Source organism: Pseudomonas sp. Wu6 (assembly GCF_019891515.1).
GTDB classification, from domain to species: Bacteria; Pseudomonadota; Gammaproteobacteria; order Pseudomonadales; family Pseudomonadaceae; genus Aquipseudomonas; species Aquipseudomonas orientalis_A.
Genome location: NZ_JAFLXH010000001.1, coordinates 242,886 through 268,358, shown reverse-complemented (window position 1 = coordinate 268,358; position 25,473 = coordinate 242,886). Strand labels below are relative to the sequence as shown.

Genomic DNA, 25,473 nt, shown 5'->3' with positions numbered 1-25,473 from the left:
CCGGTAGCCTTCATGTTCAAACACCTGCTGCTCGCCCTTGCCAGTTCCTCCATGCTCATGGCGGCTACGGTGCACGCCGACGAATCGTCTGACACCTCCCTGGTGCTGCTGACGGAAAATTTCCCGCCTTATAACATGGCGAAAAACGGCAAGAACTTCGCCAGGGACGAGAACATCGAAGGTATCGCCGTGGACATCATGCGCGAGACCTTCAAGCGTGCCGGCATTTCCTACAACCTCACCCTGCGTTTCCCCTGGGAGCGAATCTACAAACTCGCCCTGGAAAAGCCTGGCTATGGTGTGTTCGTCACGGCGCGTTTGCCGGACCGTGAAGCCTTGTTCAAATGGGTCGGCCCCATCGGCCCGGACGATTGGGTGCTGTTGGCCAAGGCTGACAGCAAAATCCAGTTGGAAGGCCTGGAGCAGGCGCGCCGCTACAGGATTGGCGCCTACAAAGGCGATGCCATTGCCCAGAGCCTGGACAAGCAGGGGCTCAATCCGGTTGTCGCCTTGCGTGACCAGGACAATGCGCAAAAGCTCATGGAGGGCCAGATCGACCTGTGGGCCACCGGCGACCCTGCTGGCCGTTACCTGGCGCGCCAGGTGGGGGTGAACGGGCTCAAGACGGTACTGCGTTTCAACAGTGCGCAGCTTTACCTGGCGTTGAACAAGGATGTGCCGGATGACGTAGTTAACAAGCTCCAGGCTGCGCTGGATGAGTTACGCAAAGAAGGCCGTATCGACCAGATCATGACCAACTATTTGTAGGAGCGAGCTTGCTCGCGAAAGACGTCAACGATAACGCGAGCATCCTGGATATGCGCGGCGTTCTCAGGTTTTTCGCGAGCGAGCTCGCTCCTACAGGTTGGGGAGATCGTCAGCGGTAAATGCCGTCTTTGCCGTGCCCGGCCATGGCCCGATTACTGCGCACGCTGATCATCAACTTGATATCGATCCACTCCACACCCTGCGCCTTGAGCTTGGGCAATTCGCGCTCCAGCACCGCCAGGGTCTGAGGGTAAGGGTGCCCGATCATCACCGCCGAGCCCTGTTTATGCGCCAGCTTGATCGCGGTTTGCAGCTGCGTGGTGATCGCCGCCTCGGTGCGTTCGTCATCCAGGAACACATCCCGCGAAACATGCGCCAGTCCAATCTTCTGCGCCTCGGCGGCGGCGACAGTCTGTGCGCTGGTGCGGCTGTCCACAAAGAACTTGTGGCGCCGCTGCAGCTCGCCCATTAACCACGCCATTGCCTGCGGCTGCGCCGTCATGCGGCTGCCCATATGGTTATTGATGCCGGCGGTGTAGGGCACGGCCGCGAAGGCGGCGTCCAGGCGCTTGGCCAGTTCTTCGATCGACAGCTCGGGGTGCCAGGCAAACGGACCGGTGGCCGGGTCCATGGGCATATGCAGGATGACGATCTTGCCGGCCTTGTGGGCCTCGCGGGCGAATTCGGCGGCGTGAGGGGTGTCAGGCATGATCGCGGTGGTGACCGGCCCGGGCAGGGCCAGCACGCGACGATCCCTGGGCAGGTTCTGCCCGAGGTCGTCGATGATCAGGGTGAGATAGGCTTTGTGCGGCTCGCCGGCCGGCGTCGCTTGCGCGAATCCGGCCAGGCTGCACAGCAAGGCAATGATCAGGGCAACGCGCATATCAACGGCTGCGCGTGATGCTCAGGCCCTTGAGCAGGCTCAGCGCCTGGGCCAACTGATAATCGTCGTCCTGCGGCATCGGTTTGGCTTTGGCGCCGCTGCCGGTCGGTTGGTCGGCGCCGCCATTGCCATTGCCCAGGTGGCCTTGCAGGTCCGCCTCTTTGTAGTACTCGCTGTCGATCTCGTTGGTGATCTTGGCCTTGCGCACCTCAATGTCCGGCACGATGCCCTGGGCCTGGATCGAGCGACCATTGGGCGTGTAGTACAGCGCCGTGGTGATCTTCAGCGCACGCTCGTTATTGAGCGGCAATACGGTTTGCACCGAGCCTTTACCGAAGGTCGTGGTGCCCATCAGCACACCGCGCTTCTGGTCCTGCAGGGCGCCGGCGACGATCTCCGAGGCCGAGGCGCTGCCGCCGTTGATCAGCACGGCCAGCGGCACGTTCTCGCTCAGATCGTTGCCGGTGGCCGAGAAGCGCAGCTCGGAATTGGCGATGCGGCCCTTGGTGTAGACGATCAGGCCCTTGGTGATGAAGTGGTCGACCACTTCCACCGCCGACTGCAACACGCCGCCCGGGTTGTTACGCAGGTCGAGCACGATGCCGTTGAGCTTCTTGCCGTTGTCCTTGCGCAGCTTGGCCAGGGCCTTGGCCACTTCGTCGCCGGTCTTGACCTGGAACTGGGTGATGCGGATGTAGCCGTAGCCCGACTCCAGCAACTGGCTCTTCACGCTCTTGACCACGATGGTGGAGCGGGTCAGGGTGACGTCGAACGGATTGCCGCCGTCGCGCACCAGGGTCAGGGTGATTTTCTGGCCGATCTTGCCGCGCATCTTGTCGACGGCTTCGGTCATGGTCTGGCCGCGGGTTGGCTGGCCGTTGATCTTGACGATAAAGTCACCCGCCTGGATGCCGGCCTTGGATGCCGGGGTGTCGTCGATGGGCGAGACCACCTTGATGTTGCCGTCTTCGGAACCGACCTCAATGCCCAGGCCACCAAATTCACCGCTGGTGCTTTCCTGCAGTTCAGCGAAGTCTTCCGGGCCCAGGTAGGCCGAATGCGGGTCGAGGTTGCTGAGCATGCCCTTGATGGCGTTTTCCAGCAGGGTCTTGTCGTCTACGGGTTCGACATAGGCTGCCTTGATCCGGTCCATGACCTCGGCAAAGGTGCGCAGCTCGTCCAGCGGCAACGGCGCCTTGGTGGTCGCAGCGGTCGCGGCGGGAACAGCCTGGTCGGCAAAAGCCAGAGGCGCGCCGATCACCAGGGCGATCGTCAGGGCCAGCGAAGTGAGGCGGGACAAATGCAGCATGTCGAACGAACTCCTAATGTAGATGAGACCCTATCCTTGGGATCTGCACCATTGTGCAGGGTCGCTCGGGCGGCCCTGCTGACGAATAGCGAAGTACAGCGCCGGGGTGTCCTGGCCACCACTGTTACCGACAGTGGAGATGGATTCACCGGCTTTTACCACATCACCTGCCGACTTGAGTAACGTCTGATTGTGGCCGTAAAGGCTCAAATAGCCATTACCGTGGTCAAGAATCACCAGCAGGCCGGCCCCGCGCAGCCAATCGGCAAACACCACGCGCCCGCCGTGGACGGCGTGGACCTGGCTGCCTGCAGAGGCGCTGATCATCACACCATCCCATTTGGCACGGGTGTCATCGCCACGGGTTTCGCCGAAGCGTGCCAACAGTCGACCATCAACCGGCCATGGAAGTTTGCCGCGCGCTGCAGCAAAAGGCCCGCCGAACGACTCGCCGCTGCTGGAAACCAGTGGGCCAGGCGCTGCGTGCGCCGGTTTGCGCGGGGCCGGCGCATCGGTAGTGGCTGCCAGTTCGGCCTCACGCTGGCGCTTTTTTTCAGCTTCCTGCTGGGCGATCAGCGCTTTTTGCCGCGCCTCCTCGGCCTCGCGTGCCTGGCGCGCCAGGGTTTCTTCGATAGTCTTGAGCACTTTGGCCAGGTCGGCCTGGTCCTGCTCGCGTGCCTGGAGCTTGGCGTCGCGGGCTTTTACGTCATTGTTGAGCTTGGCCAGGGCTTGCTGGCGTTCCTTGCGGACCTTGTCCAACTCGTTGCGCTGGGTGTCGAGCGCGGTCTTCTGGTCGAGCAGTTGGGCCTGCTGATCATTGATCTCCTGCTCGACATTGGCCAACTGGCGCAGCGTTTCGTTAAAGCCCTTCAACTGCGCCAGGCGCGCCTGGCTCAGGTAATCGTAATAGGTGAGGGTGCGGGCGAACTTTTCCGGGTTCTGCTGGTTGAGCAGCAGCTTGAGATATTCCTGGCGGCCGCTCTGGTAGGCGGCGCGGGCCTGGATTGCGATCAGGCGTTGCTGTTCAACGCGTGCGCTCTGGAGTTTTTTTTTCTCAGCGTCGAGTCGCTCCAGTTCCGACTCGCTCTTCTTTAATTCTTTTTGCAGCTCCTGGACCTGCTTCTCCAGCTTGCCCATTTCGGTTTCCGTGCCGCGCAGGTCTTTCTGCACCCCGGACTTTTCTTCCTGGAGCTTGCCGAGCAGTTTTTTCAGCTCGGTAATGTCCTGACGCGTAGCGTCCAACTGTTGTTGGGTTTGTGCACGCTCATCGGCAAATGCCGGTTGGAGCAGGCAGACAAGAGCGAGGGTAATCAAGGCGCGAAGCATAGAGGCGGGCGACACCAGGGGAAAGGGACGCTCTAGTATGCCCGCCAAGCGCCGCAAAAAAAACGTCCAATTGGGGCGGGCGGGCAAGATAGGTGCCGAGTGGTGGTGGTATGGCAAAAAGATATCTTCCAAACACCGAAGGGCCAATGTGGGAGGGGGCTTGCCCCCGATAGCGGTGGACCAGTCACATAAGTGTTGACTGACACTCCGTCATCGGGGGCAAGCCCCCTCCCACATTGGATCTACCGTGTTGTTTAAATCAGACCAGAATTGAGGTCCCGGTCATTTCCTTCGGCTTTTCCAGCCCCATCAGCATCAGCATGGTCGGCGCCACATCCGCCAGTACGCCGCCGTTACGCACTTTGAAATCGCGCTTGCCGACGTAGATGAACGGCACCGGCTCGGTGGTGTGGGCTGTGTGGGCCTGGCCGGTGGACTCGTCGGACATCTGCTCGCAGTTGCCGTGGTCGGCGGTGATCAGCGCTTCGCCACCGACGCTGTCCAGGGCGTCGACGATGCGGCCCACGCACAGGTCCAGGCATTCCACGGCCTTAGTGGCAGCCTCCAGGTTGCCGCTGTGGCCGACCATGTCGCCGTTGGCGTAGTTGACCACGATGACGTCATAACGCTGATGCTCGATGGCGTCGACGATCTTGTCGGTGACTTCCGGTGCGCTCATTTCCGGCTGCAGGTCGTAGGTCGCGACTTTTGGCGATGGGATCAGGATGCGCTCTTCGCCAGGGAAAGGTTCTTCACGTCCGCCGGAGAAGAAGAAGGTCACGTGGGCATATTTTTCAGTTTCGGCGATGCGCAGTTGAGTCTTGCCGTTTTTCGCCAGGTAATCGCCCAGTACGTTTTCCAGGCTGCCCGGCGCAAAAGCCGACGGGGCCGGGATGTTGGCGGCGTATTGGGTGAGCATGACGAACTCGACTTTCGGCTGGCGTGCGCGTTCGAAGTCTTTGAAACCGTCGTCGACAAACACATGGCTCAGCTCACGGGCACGGTCGGCGCGGAAGTTCATGAACACCATGGCGTCGCCGTCTTCGACTTTCACCGGCTCGCCGATGGTGGTGGCCTTGACGAATTCATCGCTCTCGCCACGGGCGTAGGCGGCTTCCAGGCCTTGCTGGGCGGTGGCGGCGTTGAATTCGGCCTGGCCATCGACGATCAGGTTGTAGGCCTGGGCCACGCGGTCCCAGCGGTTGTCGCGGTCCATGGCAAAGTAACGGCCTACCAGACTGGCGATGCGGCCTTTGCCCAGGGCGGCGAACGTGGCGTCCAGCAGTTCGATGGACGACTGCGCGCTTTTGGGCGGGGTGTCGCGACCGTCAAGGAAGGCATGCAGGTAGATCTTGTCGGCGCCGCGCTTGAAGGCCAGTTCGGCCATGGCGATCAGGTGGTCCTGATGGCTGTGTACGCCGCCATCGGACAGCAAGCCCATGAAGTGCACGGCCTTGCCGGCGGCGACGGCTTTGTCCACCGCTGCGCAGATGGTCGGGTTTTCGAAGAACTCGCCATCGCGGATCGCTTTGGTCACGCGGGTGAAGTCCTGATAGACCACTCGTCCGGCGCCGAGATTCATGTGACCGACTTCCGAGTTGCCCATCTGGCCGTCCGGCAGGCCCACGTCCATGCCGGAGCCTGAGATCAAACCGTTGGGCACGGTGGCGGTGAGACGATCCAGCACAGGCTTGCGGGCGGCGTACACCGCGTTGTCGTGGTGGCTTTCACTGTGTCCGAAGCCATCGAGAATTATCAGGACCAAAGGTTTAGGCGTGGTAGTCATAGATCCTCTCGCGGCGGTAATAAAGGAAGGCAATGGAAAAGTGAGTGGCAGTTTAAAGCGAAGTTCCAACCGCGTCACCGCTTTACGGGGGTTGGCCGCCCCCGACGGCTGTGTATACTTACCGCCATTTTAACGCCCTGGAACCTCCTTGATGGTTGATCACCTGATTGCATTTGCCACTGCCCACTATCTGCTCGTGGGTGCCTTCGTCATCCTGCTGGCGCTGCTGATCGCTCACGAATTGAGCCGTGGTGGCCGCAGCCTGAGCACATCGGAGCTGACCGCCCTGGTCAACAAGGATGAGGCCGTTGTCGTGGATATTCGCCCGGCCAAGGATTTCGCCGCCGGCCACATCGTCGGCGCCCTGAACATTCCCCAGGACAAGCTGATCGCGCGCTTGGCCGAACTGGAGAAATACAAGGCCAAGACCATTATCCTGGTCGACGCCCAAGGCCAGCACTCCGGCACGCATGCCCGCGAGATGCTCAAGTCCGGCTTTACCGCCGCCAAGCTGTCCGGTGGTATCAGCAGCTGGCGTGGCGATAACCTGCCGTTGGTGAAGTGATATGAGCCAGGTTGTCGTGTATTCCAGCGATTATTGCCCTTATTGCATTCGAGCCAAGCAGTTGCTCCAGAGCAAGAAGGTCGCCTTCGAAGAAATCAAGGTCGACGGCAAGCCTCAAGTGCGCGCCGAAATGACCCAGAAGGCTGGCCGCACGTCGGTCCCGCAGATCTGGATCGGCAGCCGGCATATCGGTGGTTGCGATGACCTGTTCGCTTTGGAGCGCGCCGGTAAACTCGATGCGCTGCTGTCCGCCTAACCCCTAAAAGACCCCAAGATAAAGAAGGATCTGCGATGACTGATCAACCGAACACCGAAGCAGCGCAAGACCAAGGCCCACAGTTTTCGCTGCAGCGCATCTACGTGCGTGACCTGTCGTTCGAAGCGCCGAAAAGCCCGGCCATCTTCCGCCAGGAATGGACCCCAAGCGTCGCGCTGGACCTGAACACCCGCCAGAAAGCCCTGGAAGGTGACTTCCACGAAGTCGTGCTGACCCTGTCGGTCACCGTCAAGAACGGCGAAGAAGTGGCCTTCATCGCTGAAGTGCAACAGGCGGGTATCTTCCTGATCCAGGGCCTGGACGAAGCGTCCATGAGCCACACCCTGGGCGCGTTCTGCCCGAACATCCTGTTCCCGTACGCCCGTGAGACCCTGGACAGCCTGGTCACCCGTGGCTCGTTCCCGGCACTGATGCTGGCACCGGTGAACTTCGATGCCCTGTACGCCCAGGAGCTGCAGCGCATGCAACAGGAAGGCTCGTCGACGGTTCAATAAGTCGACGCGGTAAAAAAAATGTGGGAGGGGGCTTGCCCCCGATAGCGGTGTATCAGCCAGCCTATCTGTAGCTGACCCACCGCAATCGGGGGCAAGCCCCCTCCCACATTTGCTATGCGGTGTTACTTGAAACCGAGTTGGCGCCAGCCTTCGTAGACGGCGACGGCGACGGTGTTGGACAGGTTCAGGCTGCGGCAGCCCTCGCGCATCGGCAAGCGCAGGCGGTGGCCATCAGGCAGGGCGTCGAGCACGTCGGCCGGCAGGCCACGGCTCTCCGGGCCAAACAGAAACGCGTCGCCCTCGGCAAAGCTGGCATCATGAAACGGTCGCGAGCCCTTGGTGGTGAACGCGAACACACGTGGCTGGCCCAGGCTTTCCAGGCAGCTGGCCAGGTCGGCATGGCGCTGGAGGGTGGCGTACTCGTGGTAATCCAGCCCGGCGCGGCGCAGGCGTTTATCGTCCATGTCGAAGCCCAGCGGTTCGATCAAATGCAGGTGGCAGCCACTGTTGGCGCACAGCCTGATAACGTTGCCGGTATTCGGCGGAATTTCTGGTTGAAAAAGGATGACGTGAAACATGCACGGCTCCGAAGGCAAAGATGCGCTGCATTCTACCCCTGAAGACGATCCAAGGCCGAAGCTATTGCCCAGGGTACTCGGCTCGCTGGCGATTGTCGGCCTGATGGTGGGCTTGATGATTGGGCGCCTGACCACCCCGGAACCGGTCGAACTGCAACAGATAGAACCTGTGGCGGACGGTCTGCTGGTGTGGTTCAACCGCGAGCCCAAGCTGCACGGCGAACATATCGACGGCGCCGTGGCGCTGTTGTTCGACGCACAGGGCAAGGCTGCCAATGGGCAACTGAAGGTCAATGACAAGGATGTGAACTGGCGCGTGCGCAAGACCGACGGCGGTTTGTTGCTCAACCTGGTGGCGGCGCGGCCATTGCGTGGGGAGTGGAACGGCCAGGAGGTCGATGACCGCTGGCGGCTGGAGATCCTTCTCCAGGAGCAATAAAAGAGGGAGTTCCCGGCCTGCCTGTACCAGGGCTCCCAAAACGGGGTGAAGCCAGAGGCTTCGGTGTTAAAGAGGGGATTCTCGGCCTGCCTGTACCAAGGTCCCCGAAACTGGGTAGTACCAGGGTTATTGCAGGGCGCGTGCCAAAGTTTGCAATTGGCGCGGTAAATGATTGCAAGAAAGCGCAAAGCCCCGGGATCCGGGGCTTTGGTGGTTTCAGCGTTCAAGAATTTTTTAGCGATAGCGATCTTTCAGGTCTCAAGTCAGTGCCCAATGCCGGTTCATGGTGCATTGAAGCAGTGCACAACCTTCAAATCTTGTGACGATCCAAATGTGGGAGGGGGCTTGCCCCCGATAGCGGTGTATCAGCCAGCCTATCTGTGGCTGACCCACCGCAATCGGGGGCAAGCCCCCTCCCACATGGGATTCTCAGTGGATCAGAGATTGGGATCAGGCGTCGTCGCTGTCGTCGTCATCTGCGCCATCCACCTTCATCCCCAGTTCCTTGATCTTGCGCGTCAGGGTATTGCGACCCCAACCCAGTAGCACAGCGGCATCGCGGCGGCGGCCGGCGGTGTGCTTGAGCGCGGTCTCGATCATGATCCGCTCGAACGCCGGTACGGCGCTGTCGAGCAGGTTCGACTGGCCGCGTGCCAGGGCCTGGTCGGCCCATTGGCGCAGCGCCTGTTCCCAGTTGGTTACCGGGGCCGAGTCCTGCGGCAGGCTCAGCAGCTCCGGTGGCAGGTCGCTGATGTGCACTTCGCGCCCGGACGCCATTACCGTGATCCAGCGGCAGGTGTTCTCCAGCTGGCGTACGTTGCCAGGCCATGGCAGGTTTTTCAGGTATTCCTCGGTCTCGCTTTTGAGCAGCTTCGGCTCCACGGCCAGTTCCAGGGCGGCGCGGCTGAGGAAGTGGCGGGCGAGGGTGGGGATGTCTTCGCGGCGGTCCGACATGCGCGGGATGTGGATGCGGATCACGTTGAGGCGGTGGAACAAGTCTTCACGGAACTTGCCGGCGTGCACCAGGGTTTCCAGGTTCTGGTGGGTGGCCGCGATGATGCGTACATCCACCTTGACCGGCGTGTGCCCGCCCACCCGATAGAACTCGCCGTCGGCCAGCACGCGCAGCAGGCGGGTTTGGGTATCGGCCGGCATGTCGCCGATTTCATCGAGGAACAGGGTGCCGCCGTCGGCCTGTTCAAAACGTCCACGGCGCAGATTGGCCGCGCCGGTGAACGCGCCTTTTTCATGGCCGAACAGCTCGGACTCCATCAGGTCCTTCGGGATTGCGGCCATGTTCAGTGCAATGAACGGCGAGGCTGCCCGAGGGCTGTGACGGTGCAGGGCGTGGGCCACCAGCTCTTTACCGGTGCCCGATTCGCCGTTGATCAGCACGGTGATGTTGGAGTGACTCAAGCGCCCGATGGCGCGAAACACTTCCTGCATCGCCGGCGCTTCACCGATGATTTCCGGGGTGCGGGTCAGGGCCGGCGGGGCTTCCTGGTTCTGTTGCTCCTGGGCGTGCTGGTTGGCGCGCTTGACCAGCGCCACCGCCTCGTCCACATCGAACGGCTTGGGCAGGTACTCAAAGGCGCCGCCCTGGTAGGACGCGACAGCGCTGTCCAGGTCCGAGTGCGCGGTCATGATGATCACTGGCAGGCGCGGGTGCTGCTCGCGAATGCGCGCCAGCAAGTCCAGGCCGCTGGCGCCGGGCATGCGGATATCGGAGATGATCACGTCCGGCTGCTGGCGAGCCAGGCGGCTCATCACGCCGTCGGCGCTGTCGAAGCTCTGGGTGGTCATGCCTTCCTGTTGCAAGGCTTTCTCCAGGACCCAGCGGATAGAACGGTCGTCATCGACGATCCAGACAGTTTCACTACGGCTCATGTCGTGGGGGCTCCTTGTTCCAATGGCAGGAAGATCGAGAACGTGGTGTGGCCGGGATGGCTCTCACATTCGATCAGGCCCTGGTGCTGGCTGATGATGTTCTGGGTAATGGCCAGGCCCAGCCCGGTACCGTCCGGGCGGCCGCTGACCATGGGGAAGAAGATGGTTTCCTGCAGTTCGGCCGGAATGCCCGGGCCGTTGTCGATGATCTCGACCTTGGTCACCAGGCGATGGCGTACATGGCCAATGGTGAACTGGCGCAGCGCGCGGGTGCGCAGGCTGATGCGGCCCAGGCGCAACTCGTTCTGGCTGCTGATGGCCTGCATGGCGTTGCGCACGATGTTGAGCACCGCCTGGATCATTTGCTCGCGGTCGATCAAGACGTCGGGAATGCTTGGGTCGTAGTCGCGCACCAGGGTGATGCAGCCCTGGCTTTCGGCGTCGACCAGTTGGCAGACGCGCTCCAGCACTTCGTGCACGTTGGTCATGGCCAGGGACGGCAGCTTGTTGGAGCCGAGCATGCGGTCCACCAGGTTACGCAGGCGGTCGGCCTCTTCGATGATGACGTTGGTGTAGTCCTTGAGATGCTCCTCCGGCAGCTCGCGGGCCAGCAACTGCGCCGCGCCGCGAATGCCGCCCAGGGGGTTCTTGATCTCATGGGCCAGGCCGCGCACCAGCATCTTGCTGGTTTCCTGCTTGGACAGTTGCGCCTCTTCCTTGGTGATGCGCAGCAGGCGGTCGCGAGGATGCACTTCGAGCAGCAGCAGGGTGGCGCCATTGCTCAGGATTGGTGTCACCGCGTAGTCGACGGTCAGCGTCTGCCCGGTCAGGGCGGTGAGCATTGCTTCGCGCTTGGTGAACGGGTGCGCCTGCTCCACGGCCTGGCGCAACGAGCTCAGGGCCTCGGCGGACTCGGTGAACAATTCGCTGATGAACTGCCCATGGCTGCGCTGGCCGCTGATGGCCAGGAGCATCTCCGCCGCCGGGTTCATGTACTCAAGGCGCAAGTCGGCATTGAGCAGGATGGTCGCGGTGGTCAGGTTGTCGAGTAACAAACGGTGCAGTGCATCGCTGATGGTCATCGGGACCTCTTTTGGAGCAAGGCGCAGGCTTGAGGCACACGCTGATACAAGGAAAATGCAAAAACCAAACCAAGGCTCCGAAAAGAAGCGTTAAACCCGTGAAATAGGCGGTTCAGGCGCGAAACTGTGGCGTTCTGCCAGTCTGCTCGGGAAGAATCGAACCAAAATGGGCTGGGGCTGCAGTGGGGGTGCAACCTATCGCACCAATATAGTGCGGTTTTGTGAGGGTTGTTCAGGAAGCTGCCAGAGATGGCCCTGAATGCATACAGGCCAAGTGTGGGAGGGGGCTTGCCCCCGATGGCGGTGGGTCAGTCACATAAATGTCCACTGACACTCCGCCATCGGGGGCAAGCCCCCTCCCACATTTTTAATTGGGTTTACCGGGCTAGCCTTTGTATATGCACAGCTCGGCGGTGGCGCGGATCATCGCCAGTTGGCGCAGCGGATCGTTCAACGGTTCATGCACCGCCGCGGCCAGCCACTGCGGGCACTGCGGGTCGGTACGCTGCGGGGTGAAATCGGCCAGTTGTTGCAGCAGGCGTTTTTGCAATTCATCCAGCCGCGGGCGAATCTGCTTGACCAGGTCCGGGCGCGGATCGTCCGGCGCCTTGCCCTGGAACTGCCAGTCGGACAGGTGGGTGTATTGCACCAGTTTGTTCGCCTCGATCTGCGCTGAGAAAAACTGCTCGGCGGCGGCGGGGTCCAGTTTGTAGCTCGGGGCTTGGGCGACGACGCTGGCGATCACTTCCTGCTCGCGTTTTTTGTCTTCAACGGGCTTGTGGCTGTCCCATTTGCTCAAGGCCACCTGGTCGGCGATCTCCAGGCGTTCAGCGATGCTGTTGAGCAACGGCTCAAGCGTGGGAGGCGCGGCGCTGGCACTGGCGCTGACAAATAACAGAGCGAACACAAATCGACGTTTCAAAGGAAATCCCCTGTAGGAGCGAGCTTGCTCGCGAAGGTCGTTAACGATAACGCGTAAATGTTGAAGAAATGTGGTGTCCTGGCGTTTTTCGCGAGCAAGCTCGCTCCTACAGTGGCTGTGTAGGGCGTCAGGCGCAGGCTACCTTAGCTTGCGCGGTTGCCTACAGGTGAGCCAGAATCCGCCGGCTTGTACGGCTGGCTTGTCGTCTCTAAGGTTACTCGGTCGCTGCTCATCAGCGATCAGGTTTAGTAGCCTGAGGTCAAGTTAAGCGTGTACCGCACCGTTCTTTATGGCGGCTGTGTGCAGGGCATCTTCGGGTGCGCCGGTTTTTGCTTAACTTCCCCGGTCTACTAACCTGCGCCCAGCTGCCACCCAATCGTTTAGTAGCGAGTCGATGGCGGCCTCATTCGAGGAAGTTAAGACATGTTCAAGCCAACCCCAAATCCACCCCCATCCGTCTTCACCATCGCCGCCGATATCGACGACGAAGCCCTGATGATCAACAGCTTCGAAACCTTCTCCTCGGTCAGTACCTTGTTGCTGGACCTTTGCGAAGACCTGGATGGCAAGCACCGCGATATCGCACTGGCCATTCACCAATTGAGCGCCATGGGGACGCTGATGGTCAGCCGTATGCTCGACCGCCAAGCGGCCATCTGACAATCCACAGGCAAAAAAAGACCTCCCGAAGGAGGTCTTTATCATCACGCTACGTCAAGCAGCGCTACCGGATCAGCAGCTGTAGTACAGCTCGTATTCCAGTGGGTGTACGAAGGTGCGAACCTTGATTTCTTCTTCGCTTTTGAGCTCGATGTAGGCATCGATGAAGTCGTCGCTGAACACGCCGCCCTTGGTCAGGAACGCACGGCCCTTATCCAGTTCTTCCAGGGCCTCTTTCAGGCTGCCGCACACTTGTGGGATCTCTTTGGCCTCTTCAGGCGGCAGGTCGTACAAGTTTTTGTCGGCGGCGTCGCCAGGGTGGATCTTGTTCTGGATACCGTCCAGGCCGGCCATGACCAGCGCAGCGAAGGCCAGGTACGGGTTGGCTGCCGGGTCCGGGAAGCGGGCTTCGATACGGCGAGCGCGCGGGCTGGACACGTAAGGAATACGGATCGAGGCGGAACGGTTGCGGGCCGAGTAGGCCAGCATTACCGGTGCTTCGAAACCTGGTACCAGACGCTTGTAGGAGTTGGTCGACGGGTTGGTGAAGCCGTTCAGGGCCTTACCGTGCTTGATGATACCGCCGATGAAGTACAGGGCGGTGTCGGACAGGCCGGCATAACCTTCGCCGGCGAAGGTGTTCTTGCCTTCTTTGGCGATGGACAGGTGAACGTGCATACCCGAACCGTTATCGCCGTACAGCGGCTTGGGCATGAAGGTAGCGGTACGGCCGTAGGCATCCGCCACGTTGTGTACGCAGTACTTCAGGGTCTGGACTTCGTCAGCCTTGGCGACCAGGGTGTTGAACTTCACACCGATTTCGTTCTGGCCGGCAGTCGCCACTTCGTGGTGGTGAACTTCGATGACCAGGCCCATCTCTTCCATGGCGTTGCACATGGAGGTACGGATTTCGTGGTCGTGGTCGAACGGCGGAACCGGGAAGTAGCCGCCCTTGATGCCTGGACGGTGGCCTTTGTTGCCGCCTTCCACGTCCTGGTCGGACATCCACGAACCTTGTTCGGAGAAAATCTTGAACATCGAACCGGAGATGTCGGACTTGAACTTGACCGAATCGAAGATGAAGAATTCAGGCTCCGGGCCCACGAATACGGTGTCGCCGATACCGGTCGACTTCAGGTATTCCTCGGCACGCTTGGCGATCGCACGTGGGTCGCGGTCGTAGCCTTGCATGGTCGAGGGCTCGATCACGTCGCAGACGATGATCAGGGTTGGGTCTTCGGTGAACGGGTCGAGGACGGCCGTGCTGTCGTCCGGCATCAGGATCATGTCGGAGGCTTCGATGCCTTTCCAGCCGGCGATGGAGGAACCGTCGAACATCTTGCCTTCTTCGAAGAAAGCATCATCCAGCGCGTCGCGAGCCGGCATGGTCACGTGGTGCTGAGTACCTTTGGTGTCCGTGAAGCGCAGATCAATCCATTTAACGTCATGATCTTTGATGAGTTGAACCGACTTCGACATGGTGTCCTCCGGGTGGCTTCGGGCTTGGTAGTGGAGTTAGCCCTTAGAATTTGGGTGATGCCGGCGCGGATACTCCGCCAAGGCAACCTGCCTCACAAGAGAGCAAATTGCATGCCAGTGCGCCAACATGGTCTTTTTGCTTCAAAATGGCCCCTATAACGGTGCAAACGGCCAGCGGGCGATAAATGGCGCACCGCAATGTAGCGTTATTGGGTGAAAATGACCTGTTTTGGTGCGCTGTACATGCGATGCATATTAACTGGTTAAACCTTGAGCGATTTCCGCTATAATCCGCGCCCCCCTTTTTCAGCAGGCCCGGCGCGCGCTGTTTCCATGAAATTAATCGTAAAAGTCTTCCCCGAGATCACCATCAAGAGCCGACCGGTACGGATGCGTTTCATCCGTCAGTTGGCCAAGAACATCCGTGCCGTGCTCCGCGATCTGGACCCGGCTGTGGTGGTGAACGGCGTGTGGGACAACCTCGAGCTGGAAACCCGCCTGACCGACGCCAAAGCCTTGAAGGACATGACCGAGCGCCTGAGCTGCATGCCGGGCATCGCGCATTTCCTGCAAGTGGACGAGTACCCGCTGGGCGACTTCGACGACATCACCGAGAAGTGCCGGCTGCACTTTGGTGATGAGCTTGCCGGCAAGATTTTTTCGGTGCGTTGCAAGCGCGCCGGCAAGCATCCGTTCAGCTCCATGGATGTGGAGAAATACGTCGGCAGCAAGCTGCGTCGCGAGTGCGGCGCGGCCGGAATCTCCCTCAAAGCGCCGCAAATCGAAGTGCGCATGGAAATTCGCGACCAACGGTTGTTTGTGATCCACAGCCAGCACGACAGCATCGGCGGCTACCCGCTGGGCGCCCTGGAACAGACCCTGGTGTTGATGTCCGGCGGTTTCGATTCCACGGTCGCGGCCTACCAGATCATGCGGCGAGGCCTGATGAGCCACTTCTGCTTCTTTAACCTGGGCGGTCGTGCACACGAATTGGGCGTGATGGAAGTGGCGCACTTTATCTGGAAGAAGTACGGCAGCTCCCAGCGCGTGCTATTTGTAAGCGTTCCGTTCGAAGAAGTGCTGGGCGAAATTCTCGGCAAAGTCGATAACAGTCATATGGGCGTAGTTTTGAAGCGTATGATGTTGCGCGCCGCGTCCCGGATCGCCGACCAGTTGCAGATCGACGCGCTGGTGACCGGTGAAGCGATCTCCCAGGTGTCCAGCCAGACGCTGCCGAACCTGTCGTTGATCGACTGCGTGACCGAGAAGCTGGTGCTGCGCCCACTGATCGCCAGCCACAAGCAGGACATCATCGACCTGGCAGAAGAAATCGGCACCGCCGACTTTGCCAAGCATATGCCCGAGTATTGCGGGGTCATTTCGGTGAACCCCAAGACCCACGCCAAGCGCAACCGCGTGGAGTATGAAGAACAACAGTTCGACATGGCGATTCTGGAGCGTGCGCTCGAGAACGCCAAACTGGTCCCGATCGATCGCGTCATCGACGAGCTGGGCCAGGATGTGCAGATCGAAGAAGTCAGCGAAGCCCTGGCCGGCCAGATCATCGTCGACATCCGTCACCCGGATGCCGCCGAAGACGAGCCCCTGGAGATTCCTGGCATCGACGTACAAACGCTGCCGTTTTATGCATTGAACGCGCGTTTCAAGGAACTGGATGACAGCCGTCAGTACCTGCTGTATTGCGACAAAGGCGTGATGAGTCGCCTGCATGCCCACCATTTGCTCAGTGAGGGGCATGCCAATGTGCGCGTTTATCGACCGAGCTAAGAGCCCGGGGCTGTTTGCCTGTGGCCTGCGTCACCGGCCCCCCGACTCTGCCGTCAAGCTGTAACGGCAAGGCCTGACTCTACTGTTAATCGCTGCCACGACCTGTCAGCACACCGAATCCTCTGATCGAGATACACAAGTGATCGAAAATCTACGTAACATCGCCATCATTGCTCACGTTGACCATGGTAAAACCACCCTGGTAGACAAACTCCTGCGTCAATCCGGCACCCTGGAGCGCAACGAGCTCAACGACGAGCGCGTGATGGACTCCAACGACCAGGAAAAAGAGCGCGGTATTACCATCCTGGCGAAAAACACCGCCATCAACTGGAACGGCTACCACATCAACATCGTGGATACCCCGGGCCACGCCGACTTCGGCGGCGAAGTAGAACGCGTAATGTCGATGGTCGACTCCGTTCTGCTGCTGGTTGACGCTCAAGACGGCCCTATGCCGCAAACCCGTTTCGTGACCAAGAAGGCGTTCGAAGCCGGCCTGCGTCCGATCGTGTGCATCAACAAGGTTGACCGTCCAGGCGCGCGTCCGGACTGGGTTCTGGACCAGATCTTCGACCTGTTCGACAACCTCGGTGCTACCGAAGAGCAACTGGATTTCCAGGTTATCTACGCCTCGGCCCTGAACGGCATTGCCGGTCTGGAACACACCGCCATGGCCGAAGACATGACCCCGCTGTACCAGGCGATTGTTGACCACGTTCCACCACCGAAGGTTGACCGTGAAGGTCCGTTCCAGATGCAAATCTCGGCACTGGACTACAACAGCTTCCTGGGTGTTATCGGCGTTGGCCGTATCGCGCGTGGCAGCGTCAAGCCGAACACCCCGGTTGTCGCTATCGGCGCCGACGGCAAGAAGCGTAACGGTCGTATCCTGAAGCTGATGGGTCACCACGGCCTGCACCGCATCGACGTTGAAGAAGCCTTCGCCGGCGACATCGTGTGCGTCAGCGGTATGGACTCGCTGTTCATCTCCGACACCCTGTGCCAGCCGGACACCGTCGAGGCGATGAAGCCTCTGACCGTTGACGAGCCAACCGTTTCCATGACCTTCCAGGTGAACGACTCGCCGTTCTGCGGTAAGGAAGGCAAGTTCGTGACCTCCCGTAACATCAAGGAGCGTCTGGACAAAGAGCTGCTGTACAACGTTGCACTGCGCGTTGAAGAAGGCGACTCGGCCGACAAGTTCAAGGTCTCCGGCCGTGGTGAGCTGCACCTTTCGGTACTGATCGAAACCATGCGTCGCGAAGGCTTCGAAATGGGTGTGGGTCGTCCGGAAGTGATCATCCGTCAGGTTGACGGCGTGAAGCAGGAACCGTTCGAAAACGTCACCATCGACACCCCTGAAGAATCCCAGGGCAAGGTCATGGAAGAGATGGGCCTGCGTAAGGGCGACCTGACCAACATGGTGCCGGATGGCAAGGGCCGTGTACGTCTGGAATACAACATCCCTGCGCGTGGTCTGATCGGTTTCCGTAACCAGTTCCTGACCCTGACCAACGGTGCTGGCATCCTGACCTCGATCTTCGATCGCTACGACACCATGAAGTCCGGCGACATGTCCGGTCGTCAGAACGGTGTTCTGGTATCGGTAGAAACCGGCAAGGCGCTGACCTACTCCCTGGAAACCCTCCAGGCACGTGGCAAGCTGTTCGTTGAGCACGGTCAAGAGATCTACAACGGTCAGATCGTTGGTCTGAACAGCCGTGACAACGACATGGGCGTCAACCCAACCAAAGGCAAGAAGCTCGACAACATGCGTGCTTCGGGCAAAGACGAAACCATCGCTCTGGTTCCACCTGTTCGCTTCACCCTGGAACAGGCCCTGGAATTCATCCAGGACGACGAGCTGTGCGAAGTCACGCCTAAGTCGATCCGCCTGCGTAAGAAGATCCTGGACGAAGGCGAGCGTACCCGCGCTGCCAAGAAAGCCAAGAACTGAGTTAACTCAGGCTGAATGAAAAACGCCCCCGGTCGAAAGGCCGGGGGCGTTTTTTTATGCCTGCTGTTTGCCTGATCGTTCCCACGCTCTGCGTGGGAATGCCGCTTGGGACGCTCCGCGTTCCGCTTTCAAGGGCGGACGCAGAGCGTCCAGGGCTGCGTTACCACGCGGAGCGTGGGAACGATCAACCCTGGATCAGAACTTATCGAGGGTCTTGAACTTGGTCTCGCGCACCACTTCTTTCGGCTTGTACGCGCAATACCCCGGCCGCGGGCCGATCTTGGGGTGATTGCGGCAGGTATCCGGGCGCTTGTCATAAATAGTGCAGAAGCGCGTCTTACGATCCAGGTACAAGCAATCATTGTTGCTCATGCGCTGCAGGGTAAAAATCTCGGATTTATTGTTGTAGCGCTCGACGATGCCTTCCTTCTGCAAACGCTTGGCGATGTTCTTCGGTGGGTCGCCGCGCTCGAACTCATCGACGATGCCGATGCGGATCAGGTCCTTGATCTTCACTTCGACCGGCAGCGTGCAGCAGCTGGACACGCAGCCGCCGCACATGTGGGCGGAATATTTCTGCCAGGTCTCGAGACGGTCGAGTTCCGCGGCGGCGATCAGTTGAGGCTTCATCGGGGTTCCAAAAGGTGGGGCTGTATCCGGGCGCGCGATCATACCGGGATTGGTGGTTTTTTGAACAATCTTTTCAGGGTTTCTGCGCGAACGGCGATCGGGCACGACCTCTGCATCAAATTCACGTAACCGTGAATGAGTTAAAAAATTGACGAACCAGAGCGTCTACCGTCTGTCAGACCGTCTAGGCTCTAGCAACTCCTTCTATCTCGCCCGAGGTCGCAATTGATGTCTCAGGAACCACTTGCACGAGAAGCAGAGGTAGCCGCATTTCGCGATGCCGTCTTGACCAAACTCACCTACGCGGTGGGCAAGGACCCGGACCACGCCTTCGACCATGACTGGTTCGAGGCCATTGCCCTGGCCGCACGCGACCAGATGGTCGACCACTGGATGGACCACACGCGGCGCATCTACCGCAAAGGCCAGAAGCGCGTGTATTACCTCTCGCTGGAATTTCTTATCGGCCGCCTGCTCTACGACAGCCTGAGCAACCTTGGCGTGTTGGAGATCGCTCGCGAAGCCCTGTCCGAGCTCGGCGTCGACCTTGAGCGCATTCGCCTGCTCGAACCCGACGCGGCGCTTGGCAACGGTGGCCTGGGCCGCCTGGCGGCGTGCTTCATGGAAAGTATGTCGACCCTGGGCATCGCCGGTCACGGTTATGGCATTCGTTACGAGCACGGCTTGTTCCGCCAGGCAATTGTCGATGGCTGGCAGCAGGAGCAGACCGAACGCTGGCTGGATTTCGGCAACCCCTGGGAGTTCGAACGCGCCGAAGTGATCTACCCGATCGGTTTCGGCGGCAGCGTGGAAACCCTGGCGGACGCGTCCGGCAAGATGATTCAGGTGTGGTCGCCCAGCGAAACCGTACGCGCAGTGGCCTATGACACCCCGGTAGTCGGCTGGCGTGGCGCCAGCGTCAACACCCTGCGTCTGTGGCGTGCCCGCGCGGTGGAAGACCTGCACCTGGAACGCTTCAACGCTGGTGACCACCTGGGCGCCGTGGCCGAGGTGGCCCGCGCCGAAAGCATCTCCCGCGTGCTTTACCCGGCCGACAGCACCGAAGCGGGGCAGGAGCTGCGCCTGCGTCAGGAATACTTCTTCGTGTCCGCCTCGTTGCAAGACTTGCTGCGCCGCCACAAGAACATGCACGGCACGGTGCTGAGCCTGGGCGAACACGCGGCCATCCAGCTCAACGACACCCACCCGTCCATCGCCGTGGCCGAGTTGATGCGCCAGTTGGTCGACCTGCACGACATCCCGTGGGAGGCCGCGTGGGACGTCACCGTCGAAACGCTTTCCTACACCAACCACACCTTGTTGCCCGAGGCGTTGGAAACCTGGCCTGTCGGCTTGATGGAACGCATGCTGCCCCGGCACATGCAGATCATCTACTTGATCAACGCCCGGCATATCGACTCGCTGCGCGCCAAGGGCATTCACGACTTCGACGTGCTGCGCGCAGTGTCATTGATTGAAGAGGACAACGGCCGTCGCGTACGCATGGGCAACCTGGCGTTCCTCGGTTCCCACAGTGTCAACGGCGTGTCCGGGCTGCACACTCAACTGATGCGCAGCACGGTGTTTTCCGAACTGCATAAGCTCTACCCGGAGCGCATCAACAACAAAACCAACGGCATCACCTTCCGTCGCTGGCTGTACCAGGCCAATCCCAAGCTCACGTCGATGCTGGTGGACGCGCTGGGCCCGGACATTCTCGACACCATGGAAACGCGCCTCGGCGAGCTGGAAACCTTCGCCGAGAAGCAGACCTTCCGCAAAGCCTTCGCCGACCAACGCCTGCACAGCAAACGGGCGCTGGCCGACATCATCCATGAGCGCCTGGGCATTTCGGTGAACCCGGCGGCGATGTTCGACGTGCAGGTCAAGCGGATTCACGAGTACAAGCGCCAGTTGCTCAACCTGCTGCACACCGTGGCGTTGTACCAGGCGATCCGCGCCGAGCCGGAAGTCGATTGGGTGCCGCGGGTGAAAATCTTCGCCGGCAAGGCGGCGGCGAGTTATCACCAGGCCAAGCTGATCATCAAGCTGACCAACGACATCGCCCGCACCGTCAACAACGACCCGACCGTGCGCGACCTGCTCAAGGTGGTGTTCCTGCCCAACTACAACGTCAGCCTGGCGGAAAGCATCATTCCGGCGGCGGATTTGTCGGAGCAGATTTCCACCGCCGGTTTCGAGGCGTCGGGTACCAGCAACATGAAGTTCGGCCTCAACGGCGCGCTGACCATCGGCACCATGGATGGCGCCAACGTGGAGATGCACGAGCGCGTGGGCGCCGAGCACATGTTCATCTTTGGTCTCAGTGCCCAGCAGGTAGAGGCTCGCAAGCATGCCGGCGAGTTCAATGCAGGGCCGGATATTGCCGCGTCCCATCGGTTGAGCGATGTGCTGCAAGCGATCCGTGGCGGGGTGTTCTCGCCGGATGATCCGGGCCGGTATGTGGGGTTGATCGACGGGCTGATCGACTATGACCGCTTCCTGGTGTGTGCCGACTTCGACTCCTACTGGGACGCCCAGGCGCAGGTTGAAGCGCATTGGCACGACTCCAAGGCCTGGTGGCGCTCGGCGGTGTTGAACACGGCGCGGATGGGCTGGTTCAGCTCGGACCGTACCATCCGCGAATACGCCACCGAAATTTGGAAAGCCCTCGACTAGCCCCCTGATGCCACTGTAGGAGCGAGCTTGCTCGCGAAGAACGTCAACGATAACGCTTGCTTCCTGAACGAACGCGGCGTCTTTAAGTTTTTCGCGAGCAAGCTCGCTCCTACAGAGGCTCGTGGCGCCAAGCCGTGAACTCTATTGGCGTTAAATCCTCTGATTAGAGGAAATACGCCCCGACTCGCGTTAAACTGCGCGGGTTTTCAGCCCCCCATTCTCCGGAGCCTTCCATGTCCCGCGTTACCTTGAGTCGCTATTTGATCGAGCAGACCCGCAGCAACAACACGCCTGCCGATCTGCGCTTCCTTATCGAAGTGGTGGCGCGTGCCTGTAAGGAAATCAGCCACGCCGTGTCCAAAGGCGCACTGGGTGGTGTCCTGGGCAGCATGGGCACTGAAAACGTGCAGGGCGAAGTGCAGAAGAAGCTCGACGTCATCTCCAACGAGATCCTGCTCGAAGCCAACGAATGGGGCGGTCACCTGGCCGGCATGGCGTCCGAAGAAATGGACAATGCCTACCAGATCCCGGGTAAATACCCTAAAGGCGCATACCTGCTGGTATTCGACCCACTGGACGGCTCGTCCAACATCGACATCAACGCCCCGGTCGGCACCATCTTCTCGGTACTGCGTTGCCCGAACGAATACCTGAGCCAGAACGAAGCCCTGAACGAAAAGGCCTTCCTGCAGCCCGGCACCGAGCAGGTCGCCGCCGGTTACGCGATCTACGGCCCGCAGACCATGCTGGTCCTGACCCTGGGCGATGGCGTCAAGGGCTTCACCCTGGACCGCGAAATGGGCAGCTTCGTACTCACCCACGAAGACATCTCCATTCCTGCCTCCACCCAGGAATTCGCGATCAACATGTCCAACCAGCGTCACTGGGAAGAGCCGGTGAAACGCTATGTCAACGAATTGATGGAAGGCGAAGAAGGCCCGCTGAAGAAAAACTTCAACATGCGTTGGGTCGCGGCCATGGTGGCCGACGTACACCGTATCCTGACCCGTGGCGGCCTGTTCATGTACCCACGTGACAGCCGCGAGCCCTCCAAACCGGGCAAGCTGCGCCTGATGTACGAAGCCAACCCGATGTCGTTCCTGGTTGAGCAGGCGGGCGGTGCGTCCACTGACGGCCATCAGCGCATCCTCGACATCCAGCCCGAAGGCCTGCACCAGCGAGTGGCGGTGTTCCTGGGTTCGAAGGAAGAAGTTGAGCGTGTGACGGCTTATCACAAGTAGGCGCGAGCTTGCTCGCGAAAAGCTGACAGGCGACGCGGGCATCCAGACAGCCCGCGTCATGATCGTTCCCACGCTCCGCGTGGGAATGCCGCTCTGGACGCTCCGCGTCCTGCTTTTTGCGCAATGGCGACGCAGAGCATCGCGGGATGCATTACCACGCAGAGCGTGGGAACGATCAGCTCTCTAGCCCCGAAACGTTTCAGCGTTTTCGCGGCTTTTTTGTTTTCGCTCGTCGGGAACCAGACACCTCTTTTCCCTTCTAAGCTTCTGGCAGATACCCCAGCTGCTTTGTCTCTCCAGGAGCTTTTCCATGTCTTTACGCCGTCTCGCCCTGCTGGCTTTTTGCGTGCTGTTGGCCGCTTGCAGCAAGGTCAACCAAGAAAATTACCAGAAGCTGTCGGCCGGCATGGCCAAGGCCGAGGTGGAGTCGTTGCTGGGCAAGCCGACCGATTGTTCCGGCGCACTGGGCATGTCCAGTTGCACCTGGGGCGATAAAAACAGCTTTATCAGCGTGCAGTATGCCGGTGACAAGGTTCTGATGTTTTCCGGGCAAGGCCTGAAGTAAACCGGGGCGCGAGCCTGCGGGAGAAGAAGAATGATGCGTTTTGTTGTGTTCCTTTGCGCCAGCCTGTTTTTGGCGGGCTGTGCCAGCCATTCTGGCGATGATCTGCAACCCAAGACCGCGAGTCACGTCAACCTCAAGCGTTACCAGGGCACCTGGTATGAGCTGGCCCGCTTGCCGATGTACTTCCAGCGCAACTGTGCGCAGTCCGAAGCGCGCTACACCTTGCTGCCCGATGGCGACATGTCGGTGTTCAACCGCTGCCTGACGCCTGAATGGAAATGGCAGGAAGCCAAAGGCACGGCCACGCCCCAGGTGCCGGGCAAGACCGACAAGCTCTGGGTGGAATTCGACAACTGGTTTACGTCGTTACTGCCCGGCGTCGCCAAGGGCGATTACTGGGTGCTGTATGTCAGCGATGACTACAAGACGGCCATCGTCGGCAGCCCTAGCCGGCGTTACATGTGGATCCTGTCGCGTACGCCGACGGTGAGTGCCGAAACCCGTGAAGACCTGCTGAGCAGGGCGCGGCAGCAGGGGTATGACACGACGCGGTTGATCTTCCGTACTCCGGATAAGCAGATGGCCAAGAGTTCGCAGTAATCAAAATGTGGGAGGGGGCTTGCCCCCGATAGCGGTGTGTCAGTATCAGATGAGCTGGCTGACACACAGCAATCGGGGGCAAGCCCCCTCCCACATTTGTTATGTGTCGCTTGTCAGCTCAACAAATCCCTCAAGACCTGGGTGAATGCCCGGCTGCTGTCTTCCTCGCCAGCATGACGCCCATCGCGCACCACCCACTGGCCGTTGACCAGTACATCACGTACCTGCCGATCACCACCGGCAAACAGCCAGCGATTGAGAATCCCGTCCTCACTGGCCGTGGCCAGGTACGGATCGTTACCGTCCAGCACGATCCAGTCCGCCCGCTTGCCCACTTCCAGGCGGCCAACCGGCTGCCCCAGCGCTTGGGCGCCACCGTCCAGTGCCGCATCGAACAGCGTGCGGCCCACCATTGGCTGGTCGTCGCGATATAGACGATTGCGCCGTTGATCGCGCAGGCGCTGGCCGTATTCCAGCCAGCGCAATTCTTCCACCACGCTCAGTGACACATGGCTGTCGGAGCCGATACCCATGCGGCCGCCCTGGGCCAGAAAGTCCACTGCCGGAAAAATGCCATCGCCCAGGTTGGCTTCGGTGGTCAGGCACAAACCGGCAATCGCCCGGCTCCTGGCCATGCGCGTCACTTCGTCGGAGTCGGCGTGAGTGGCATGAACCAGGCACCAGCGTTCATTCACGTCGACATTGTCATACAGCCACTGCAATGGGCGTTTGCCGCTCCAGGCCAGGCAGTCGTCGACTTCCTTTTGCTGTTCGGCAATGTGGATGTGCACCGGACAAGCCTTGTCGCTGGCGGCCAGCAATTGCTTGATCTGCTCGGGCGTGACTGCCCGCAGGGAGTGGAAACACAGGCCCAGGTGCTGCGCAGGTTGCGCGGCAAGCATCGGCTGCAGGCGCGCCTGCAAATCCAGGTAGTTTTCGGTGCTGTTGATAAACCGGCGCTGCCCGTCGTTGGGGGCCTGGCCACCGAACCCCGAATGCGTATAAAGCACCGGCAGCAGGGTCAGGCCGATCCCGCTGCTGGCGGCTGCCTGGCTGATCTGGCGCGACAGCTCTGTGCGGTCGGCATAGGGCTGGCCGCTGACGTCGTGATGTACATAGTGAAACTCGGCCACCGAGGTATAACCGGCCTTGAGCATTTCGATGTACAGCTGGCGGGCGATGACCTGCAACTGGTCCGGGCTGATTTTGCCGACCATGCGGTACATCAGGTCGCGCCAGGTCCAGAAACTGTCGTTCGGATTGCCTGCCACTTCGGCCAGACCCGCCATGGCGCGCTGGAAGGCGTGGGAATGCAGGTTCGGCATGCCGGCCAGTACCGGCCCCCTGAGCCGCTCGGCGCCGTCTGCCGTGGCATTGGCCTCTACCTTCGTCAGCCGCCCATCGGCGCTGATTTCAAGACGTACATCATTGGCCCATCCATCAGGCAGCAGCGCGCGTTCGGCAAAGAAAGCAGACATGATCAAGTCACCCCGGTCGTGTGTTTATTTGTATATACATATACAGACGTTTGCCTGCTCGGTAAACTCCGGCAATC

23 protein-coding genes are annotated in these 25,473 nt (G+C 60.4%); 12 read left to right on the top strand and 11 right to left on the bottom strand.

What is annotated here, in order from left to right:
- Positions 1 to 12 precede the first annotated feature (12 nt).
- Positions 13 to 768: a substrate-binding periplasmic protein gene (locus J1G34_RS01095; protein ID WP_222993071.1), complete on the top strand. Its 756-nt coding sequence runs from the start codon at positions 13 to 15 to the stop codon at positions 766 to 768.
- Between the two features lie 109 nt (positions 769 to 877).
- On the opposite strand, the gene J1G34_RS01090 is transcribed toward J1G34_RS01095, so the two are convergent.
- The 4 genes from J1G34_RS01090 to gpmI all read right to left on the bottom strand — a co-directional run bounded on the left by J1G34_RS01090 (position 878) and on the right by gpmI (position 6,072).
- Positions 878 to 1,651 carry a divergent polysaccharide deacetylase family protein gene (locus tag J1G34_RS01090; RefSeq protein WP_222993069.1) on the bottom strand — a complete coding sequence of 258 codons (774 nt, stop codon included), beginning with the start codon at positions 1,649 to 1,651 and terminating at the stop codon, positions 878 to 880.
- A 1-nt stretch (position 1,652) separates the two neighbouring features.
- Entirely contained in the window at positions 1,653 to 2,960 is a 1,308-nt protein-coding gene (locus J1G34_RS01085) for a S41 family peptidase (protein ID WP_065885757.1), read from the bottom strand.
- A 30-nt stretch (positions 2,961 to 2,990) separates the two neighbouring features.
- On the bottom strand, positions 2,991 to 4,286 hold the full coding sequence (locus tag J1G34_RS01080) for a murein hydrolase activator EnvC family protein (RefSeq protein WP_065893733.1): 1,296 nt from the start codon (positions 4,284 to 4,286) through the stop codon (positions 2,991 to 2,993).
- A 259-nt stretch (positions 4,287 to 4,545) separates the two neighbouring features.
- Entirely contained in the window at positions 4,546 to 6,072 is a 1,527-nt protein-coding gene (gene gpmI / locus J1G34_RS01075) for a 2,3-bisphosphoglycerate-independent phosphoglycerate mutase (RefSeq protein WP_065935782.1), read from the bottom strand.
- A gap of 151 nt (positions 6,073 to 6,223) precedes the next feature.
- Here gpmI and J1G34_RS01070 point away from each other — a divergent pair, with 151 nt between their 5' ends.
- From J1G34_RS01070 to secB, 3 genes are read left to right on the top strand one after another with little or no spacing between them, the layout of a single operon-like run.
- Positions 6,224 to 6,637 carry a rhodanese-like domain-containing protein gene (locus J1G34_RS01070; protein ID WP_057025458.1) on the top strand — a complete coding sequence of 138 codons (414 nt, stop codon included), beginning with the start codon at positions 6,224 to 6,226 and terminating at the stop codon, positions 6,635 to 6,637.
- A 1-nt stretch (position 6,638) separates the two neighbouring features.
- Positions 6,639 to 6,893 carry a glutaredoxin 3 gene (gene grxC / locus J1G34_RS01065; protein WP_065893731.1) on the top strand — a complete coding sequence of 85 codons (255 nt, stop codon included), beginning with the start codon at positions 6,639 to 6,641 and terminating at the stop codon, positions 6,891 to 6,893.
- Positions 6,894 to 6,928: 35 nt separating this feature from the next.
- Positions 6,929 to 7,408 carry a protein-export chaperone SecB gene (gene secB, locus J1G34_RS01060; RefSeq protein ID WP_057724496.1) on the top strand — a complete coding sequence of 160 codons (480 nt, stop codon included), beginning with the start codon at positions 6,929 to 6,931 and terminating at the stop codon, positions 7,406 to 7,408.
- Between the two features lie 122 nt (positions 7,409 to 7,530).
- Here the strand turns inward: secB and J1G34_RS01055 are convergent, their stop codons facing one another.
- Positions 7,531 to 7,986, bottom strand: coding sequence for a tRNA (cytidine(34)-2'-O)-methyltransferase (locus J1G34_RS01055; protein ID WP_065893730.1), 456 nt, complete (start codon positions 7,984 to 7,986; stop codon positions 7,531 to 7,533).
- Between J1G34_RS01055 and J1G34_RS01050 the strand changes: the two genes are divergently transcribed.
- Positions 7,985 to 8,425, top strand: coding sequence for a hypothetical protein (locus tag J1G34_RS01050; RefSeq protein WP_065885752.1), 441 nt, complete (start codon positions 7,985 to 7,987; stop codon positions 8,423 to 8,425). The two genes, J1G34_RS01055 and J1G34_RS01050, sit on opposite strands and share 2 nt — an antisense overlap.
- A gap of 450 nt (positions 8,426 to 8,875) precedes the next feature.
- Here the strand turns inward: J1G34_RS01050 and ntrC are convergent, their stop codons facing one another.
- From ntrC to J1G34_RS01035, 3 genes are all read right to left on the bottom strand, one after another.
- Complete coding sequence (gene ntrC, locus J1G34_RS01045) at positions 8,876 to 10,312, bottom strand: nitrogen regulation protein NR(I) (protein ID WP_065885751.1); 1,437 nt, start codon at positions 10,310 to 10,312, stop codon at positions 8,876 to 8,878.
- Complete coding sequence (gene glnL, locus J1G34_RS01040) at positions 10,309 to 11,394, bottom strand: nitrogen regulation protein NR(II) (protein WP_057724492.1); 1,086 nt, start codon at positions 11,392 to 11,394, stop codon at positions 10,309 to 10,311. The genes ntrC and glnL overlap by 4 nt, the downstream gene beginning before the upstream one ends.
- A gap of 385 nt (positions 11,395 to 11,779) precedes the next feature.
- Positions 11,780 to 12,316, bottom strand: a complete 537-nt coding sequence (locus J1G34_RS01035; protein WP_222993067.1) for a chorismate mutase — start codon at positions 12,314 to 12,316, stop codon at positions 11,780 to 11,782.
- Positions 12,317 to 12,739: 423 nt separating this feature from the next.
- Between J1G34_RS01035 and J1G34_RS01030 the strand changes: the two genes are divergently transcribed.
- Complete coding sequence (locus J1G34_RS01030; protein ID WP_065893727.1) at positions 12,740 to 12,976, top strand: DUF6124 family protein; 237 nt, start codon at positions 12,740 to 12,742, stop codon at positions 12,974 to 12,976.
- 72 nt (positions 12,977 to 13,048) lie between these two features.
- Here the strand turns inward: J1G34_RS01030 and glnA are convergent, their stop codons facing one another.
- Positions 13,049 to 14,455, bottom strand: a complete 1,407-nt coding sequence (glnA, locus tag J1G34_RS01025) for a glutamate--ammonia ligase (protein ID WP_024072899.1) — start codon at positions 14,453 to 14,455, stop codon at positions 13,049 to 13,051.
- Between the two features lie 333 nt (positions 14,456 to 14,788).
- On the opposite strand from glnA, the gene thiI reads away from it, so the two are divergent.
- Positions 14,789 to 16,243: a tRNA uracil 4-sulfurtransferase ThiI gene (gene thiI / locus J1G34_RS01020; RefSeq protein WP_065893726.1), complete on the top strand. Its 1,455-nt coding sequence runs from the start codon at positions 14,789 to 14,791 to the stop codon at positions 16,241 to 16,243.
- Between the two features lie 139 nt (positions 16,244 to 16,382).
- Positions 16,383 to 18,203 (top strand): translational GTPase TypA, encoded by a 1,821-nt coding sequence (gene typA, locus J1G34_RS01015; RefSeq protein WP_017478180.1) that lies wholly within the window; start codon positions 16,383 to 16,385, stop codon positions 18,201 to 18,203.
- Between the two features lie 195 nt (positions 18,204 to 18,398).
- On the opposite strand, the gene J1G34_RS01010 is transcribed toward typA, so the two are convergent.
- Positions 18,399 to 18,833 (bottom strand): YkgJ family cysteine cluster protein, encoded by a 435-nt coding sequence (locus J1G34_RS01010; RefSeq protein WP_024072902.1) that lies wholly within the window; start codon positions 18,831 to 18,833, stop codon positions 18,399 to 18,401.
- 228 nt (positions 18,834 to 19,061) lie between these two features.
- Between J1G34_RS01010 and J1G34_RS01005 the strand changes: the two genes are divergently transcribed.
- The 4 genes from J1G34_RS01005 (at position 19,062) to J1G34_RS00990 (ending at position 23,918) form a co-directional block, all read left to right on the top strand.
- Positions 19,062 to 21,512, top strand: coding sequence for a glycogen/starch/alpha-glucan phosphorylase (locus J1G34_RS01005; protein ID WP_065893724.1), 2,451 nt, complete (start codon positions 19,062 to 19,064; stop codon positions 21,510 to 21,512).
- Between the two features lie 233 nt (positions 21,513 to 21,745).
- Complete coding sequence (locus tag J1G34_RS01000) at positions 21,746 to 22,753, top strand: class 1 fructose-bisphosphatase (RefSeq protein WP_065885744.1); 1,008 nt, start codon at positions 21,746 to 21,748, stop codon at positions 22,751 to 22,753.
- A 310-nt stretch (positions 22,754 to 23,063) separates the two neighbouring features.
- Positions 23,064 to 23,318: a lipoprotein gene (locus J1G34_RS00995; RefSeq protein ID WP_033897714.1), complete on the top strand. Its 255-nt coding sequence runs from the start codon at positions 23,064 to 23,066 to the stop codon at positions 23,316 to 23,318.
- Positions 23,319 to 23,348: 30 nt separating this feature from the next.
- Positions 23,349 to 23,918, top strand: coding sequence for a lipocalin family protein (locus J1G34_RS00990; RefSeq protein ID WP_065885743.1), 570 nt, complete (start codon positions 23,349 to 23,351; stop codon positions 23,916 to 23,918).
- A 113-nt stretch (positions 23,919 to 24,031) separates the two neighbouring features.
- On the opposite strand, the gene J1G34_RS00985 is transcribed toward J1G34_RS00990, so the two are convergent.
- Positions 24,032 to 25,396, bottom strand: coding sequence for a formimidoylglutamate deiminase (locus tag J1G34_RS00985; protein WP_222993065.1), 1,365 nt, complete (start codon positions 25,394 to 25,396; stop codon positions 24,032 to 24,034).
- Positions 25,397 to 25,473 lie beyond the last annotated feature (77 nt).

Excerpts from the sequence above, each read along its gene's own strand:
- J1G34_RS01030 (WP_065893727.1), top strand. The coding sequence starts at position 12,740 with ATGTTCAAGCCAACCCCAAATCCACCCCCATCCGTCTTCACCATCGCC.
- J1G34_RS00985 (WP_222993065.1), bottom strand. The coding sequence starts at position 25,396 with ATGTCTGCTTTCTTTGCCGAACGCGCGCTGCTGCCTGATGGATGGGCC.
- thiI (WP_065893726.1), top strand. The coding sequence starts at position 14,789 with ATGAAATTAATCGTAAAAGTCTTCCCCGAGATCACCATCAAGAGCCGA.
- J1G34_RS01090 (WP_222993069.1), bottom strand. The coding sequence starts at position 1,651 with ATGCGCGTTGCCCTGATCATTGCCTTGCTGTGCAGCCTGGCCGGATTC.
- ntrC (WP_065885751.1), bottom strand. The coding sequence starts at position 10,312 with ATGAGCCGTAGTGAAACTGTCTGGATCGTCGATGACGACCGTTCTATC.
- glnL (WP_057724492.1), bottom strand. The coding sequence starts at position 11,394 with ATGACCATCAGCGATGCACTGCACCGTTTGTTACTCGACAACCTGACC.
- J1G34_RS01095 (WP_222993071.1), top strand. The coding sequence starts at position 13 with ATGTTCAAACACCTGCTGCTCGCCCTTGCCAGTTCCTCCATGCTCATG.
- J1G34_RS01080 (WP_065893733.1), bottom strand. The coding sequence starts at position 4,286 with ATGCTTCGCGCCTTGATTACCCTCGCTCTTGTCTGCCTGCTCCAACCG.
- J1G34_RS01085 (WP_065885757.1), bottom strand. The coding sequence starts at position 2,960 with ATGCTGCATTTGTCCCGCCTCACTTCGCTGGCCCTGACGATCGCCCTG.
- J1G34_RS00995 (WP_033897714.1), top strand. The coding sequence starts at position 23,064 with ATGTCTTTACGCCGTCTCGCCCTGCTGGCTTTTTGCGTGCTGTTGGCC.
- gpmI (WP_065935782.1), bottom strand. The coding sequence starts at position 6,072 with ATGACTACCACGCCTAAACCTTTGGTCCTGATAATTCTCGATGGCTTC.
- J1G34_RS00990 (WP_065885743.1), top strand. The coding sequence starts at position 23,349 with ATGATGCGTTTTGTTGTGTTCCTTTGCGCCAGCCTGTTTTTGGCGGGC.
- grxC (WP_065893731.1), top strand. The coding sequence starts at position 6,639 with ATGAGCCAGGTTGTCGTGTATTCCAGCGATTATTGCCCTTATTGCATT.
- J1G34_RS01010 (WP_024072902.1), bottom strand. The coding sequence starts at position 18,833 with ATGAAGCCTCAACTGATCGCCGCCGCGGAACTCGACCGTCTCGAGACC.
- J1G34_RS01055 (WP_065893730.1), bottom strand. The coding sequence starts at position 7,986 with ATGTTTCACGTCATCCTTTTTCAACCAGAAATTCCGCCGAATACCGGC.
- J1G34_RS01000 (WP_065885744.1), top strand. The coding sequence starts at position 21,746 with ATGTCCCGCGTTACCTTGAGTCGCTATTTGATCGAGCAGACCCGCAGC.
- J1G34_RS01070 (WP_057025458.1), top strand. The coding sequence starts at position 6,224 with ATGGTTGATCACCTGATTGCATTTGCCACTGCCCACTATCTGCTCGTG.
- J1G34_RS01005 (WP_065893724.1), top strand. The coding sequence starts at position 19,062 with ATGTCTCAGGAACCACTTGCACGAGAAGCAGAGGTAGCCGCATTTCGC.
- glnA (WP_024072899.1), bottom strand. The coding sequence starts at position 14,455 with ATGTCGAAGTCGGTTCAACTCATCAAAGATCATGACGTTAAATGGATT.
- secB (WP_057724496.1), top strand. The coding sequence starts at position 6,929 with ATGACTGATCAACCGAACACCGAAGCAGCGCAAGACCAAGGCCCACAG.
- J1G34_RS01050 (WP_065885752.1), top strand. The coding sequence starts at position 7,985 with ATGCACGGCTCCGAAGGCAAAGATGCGCTGCATTCTACCCCTGAAGAC.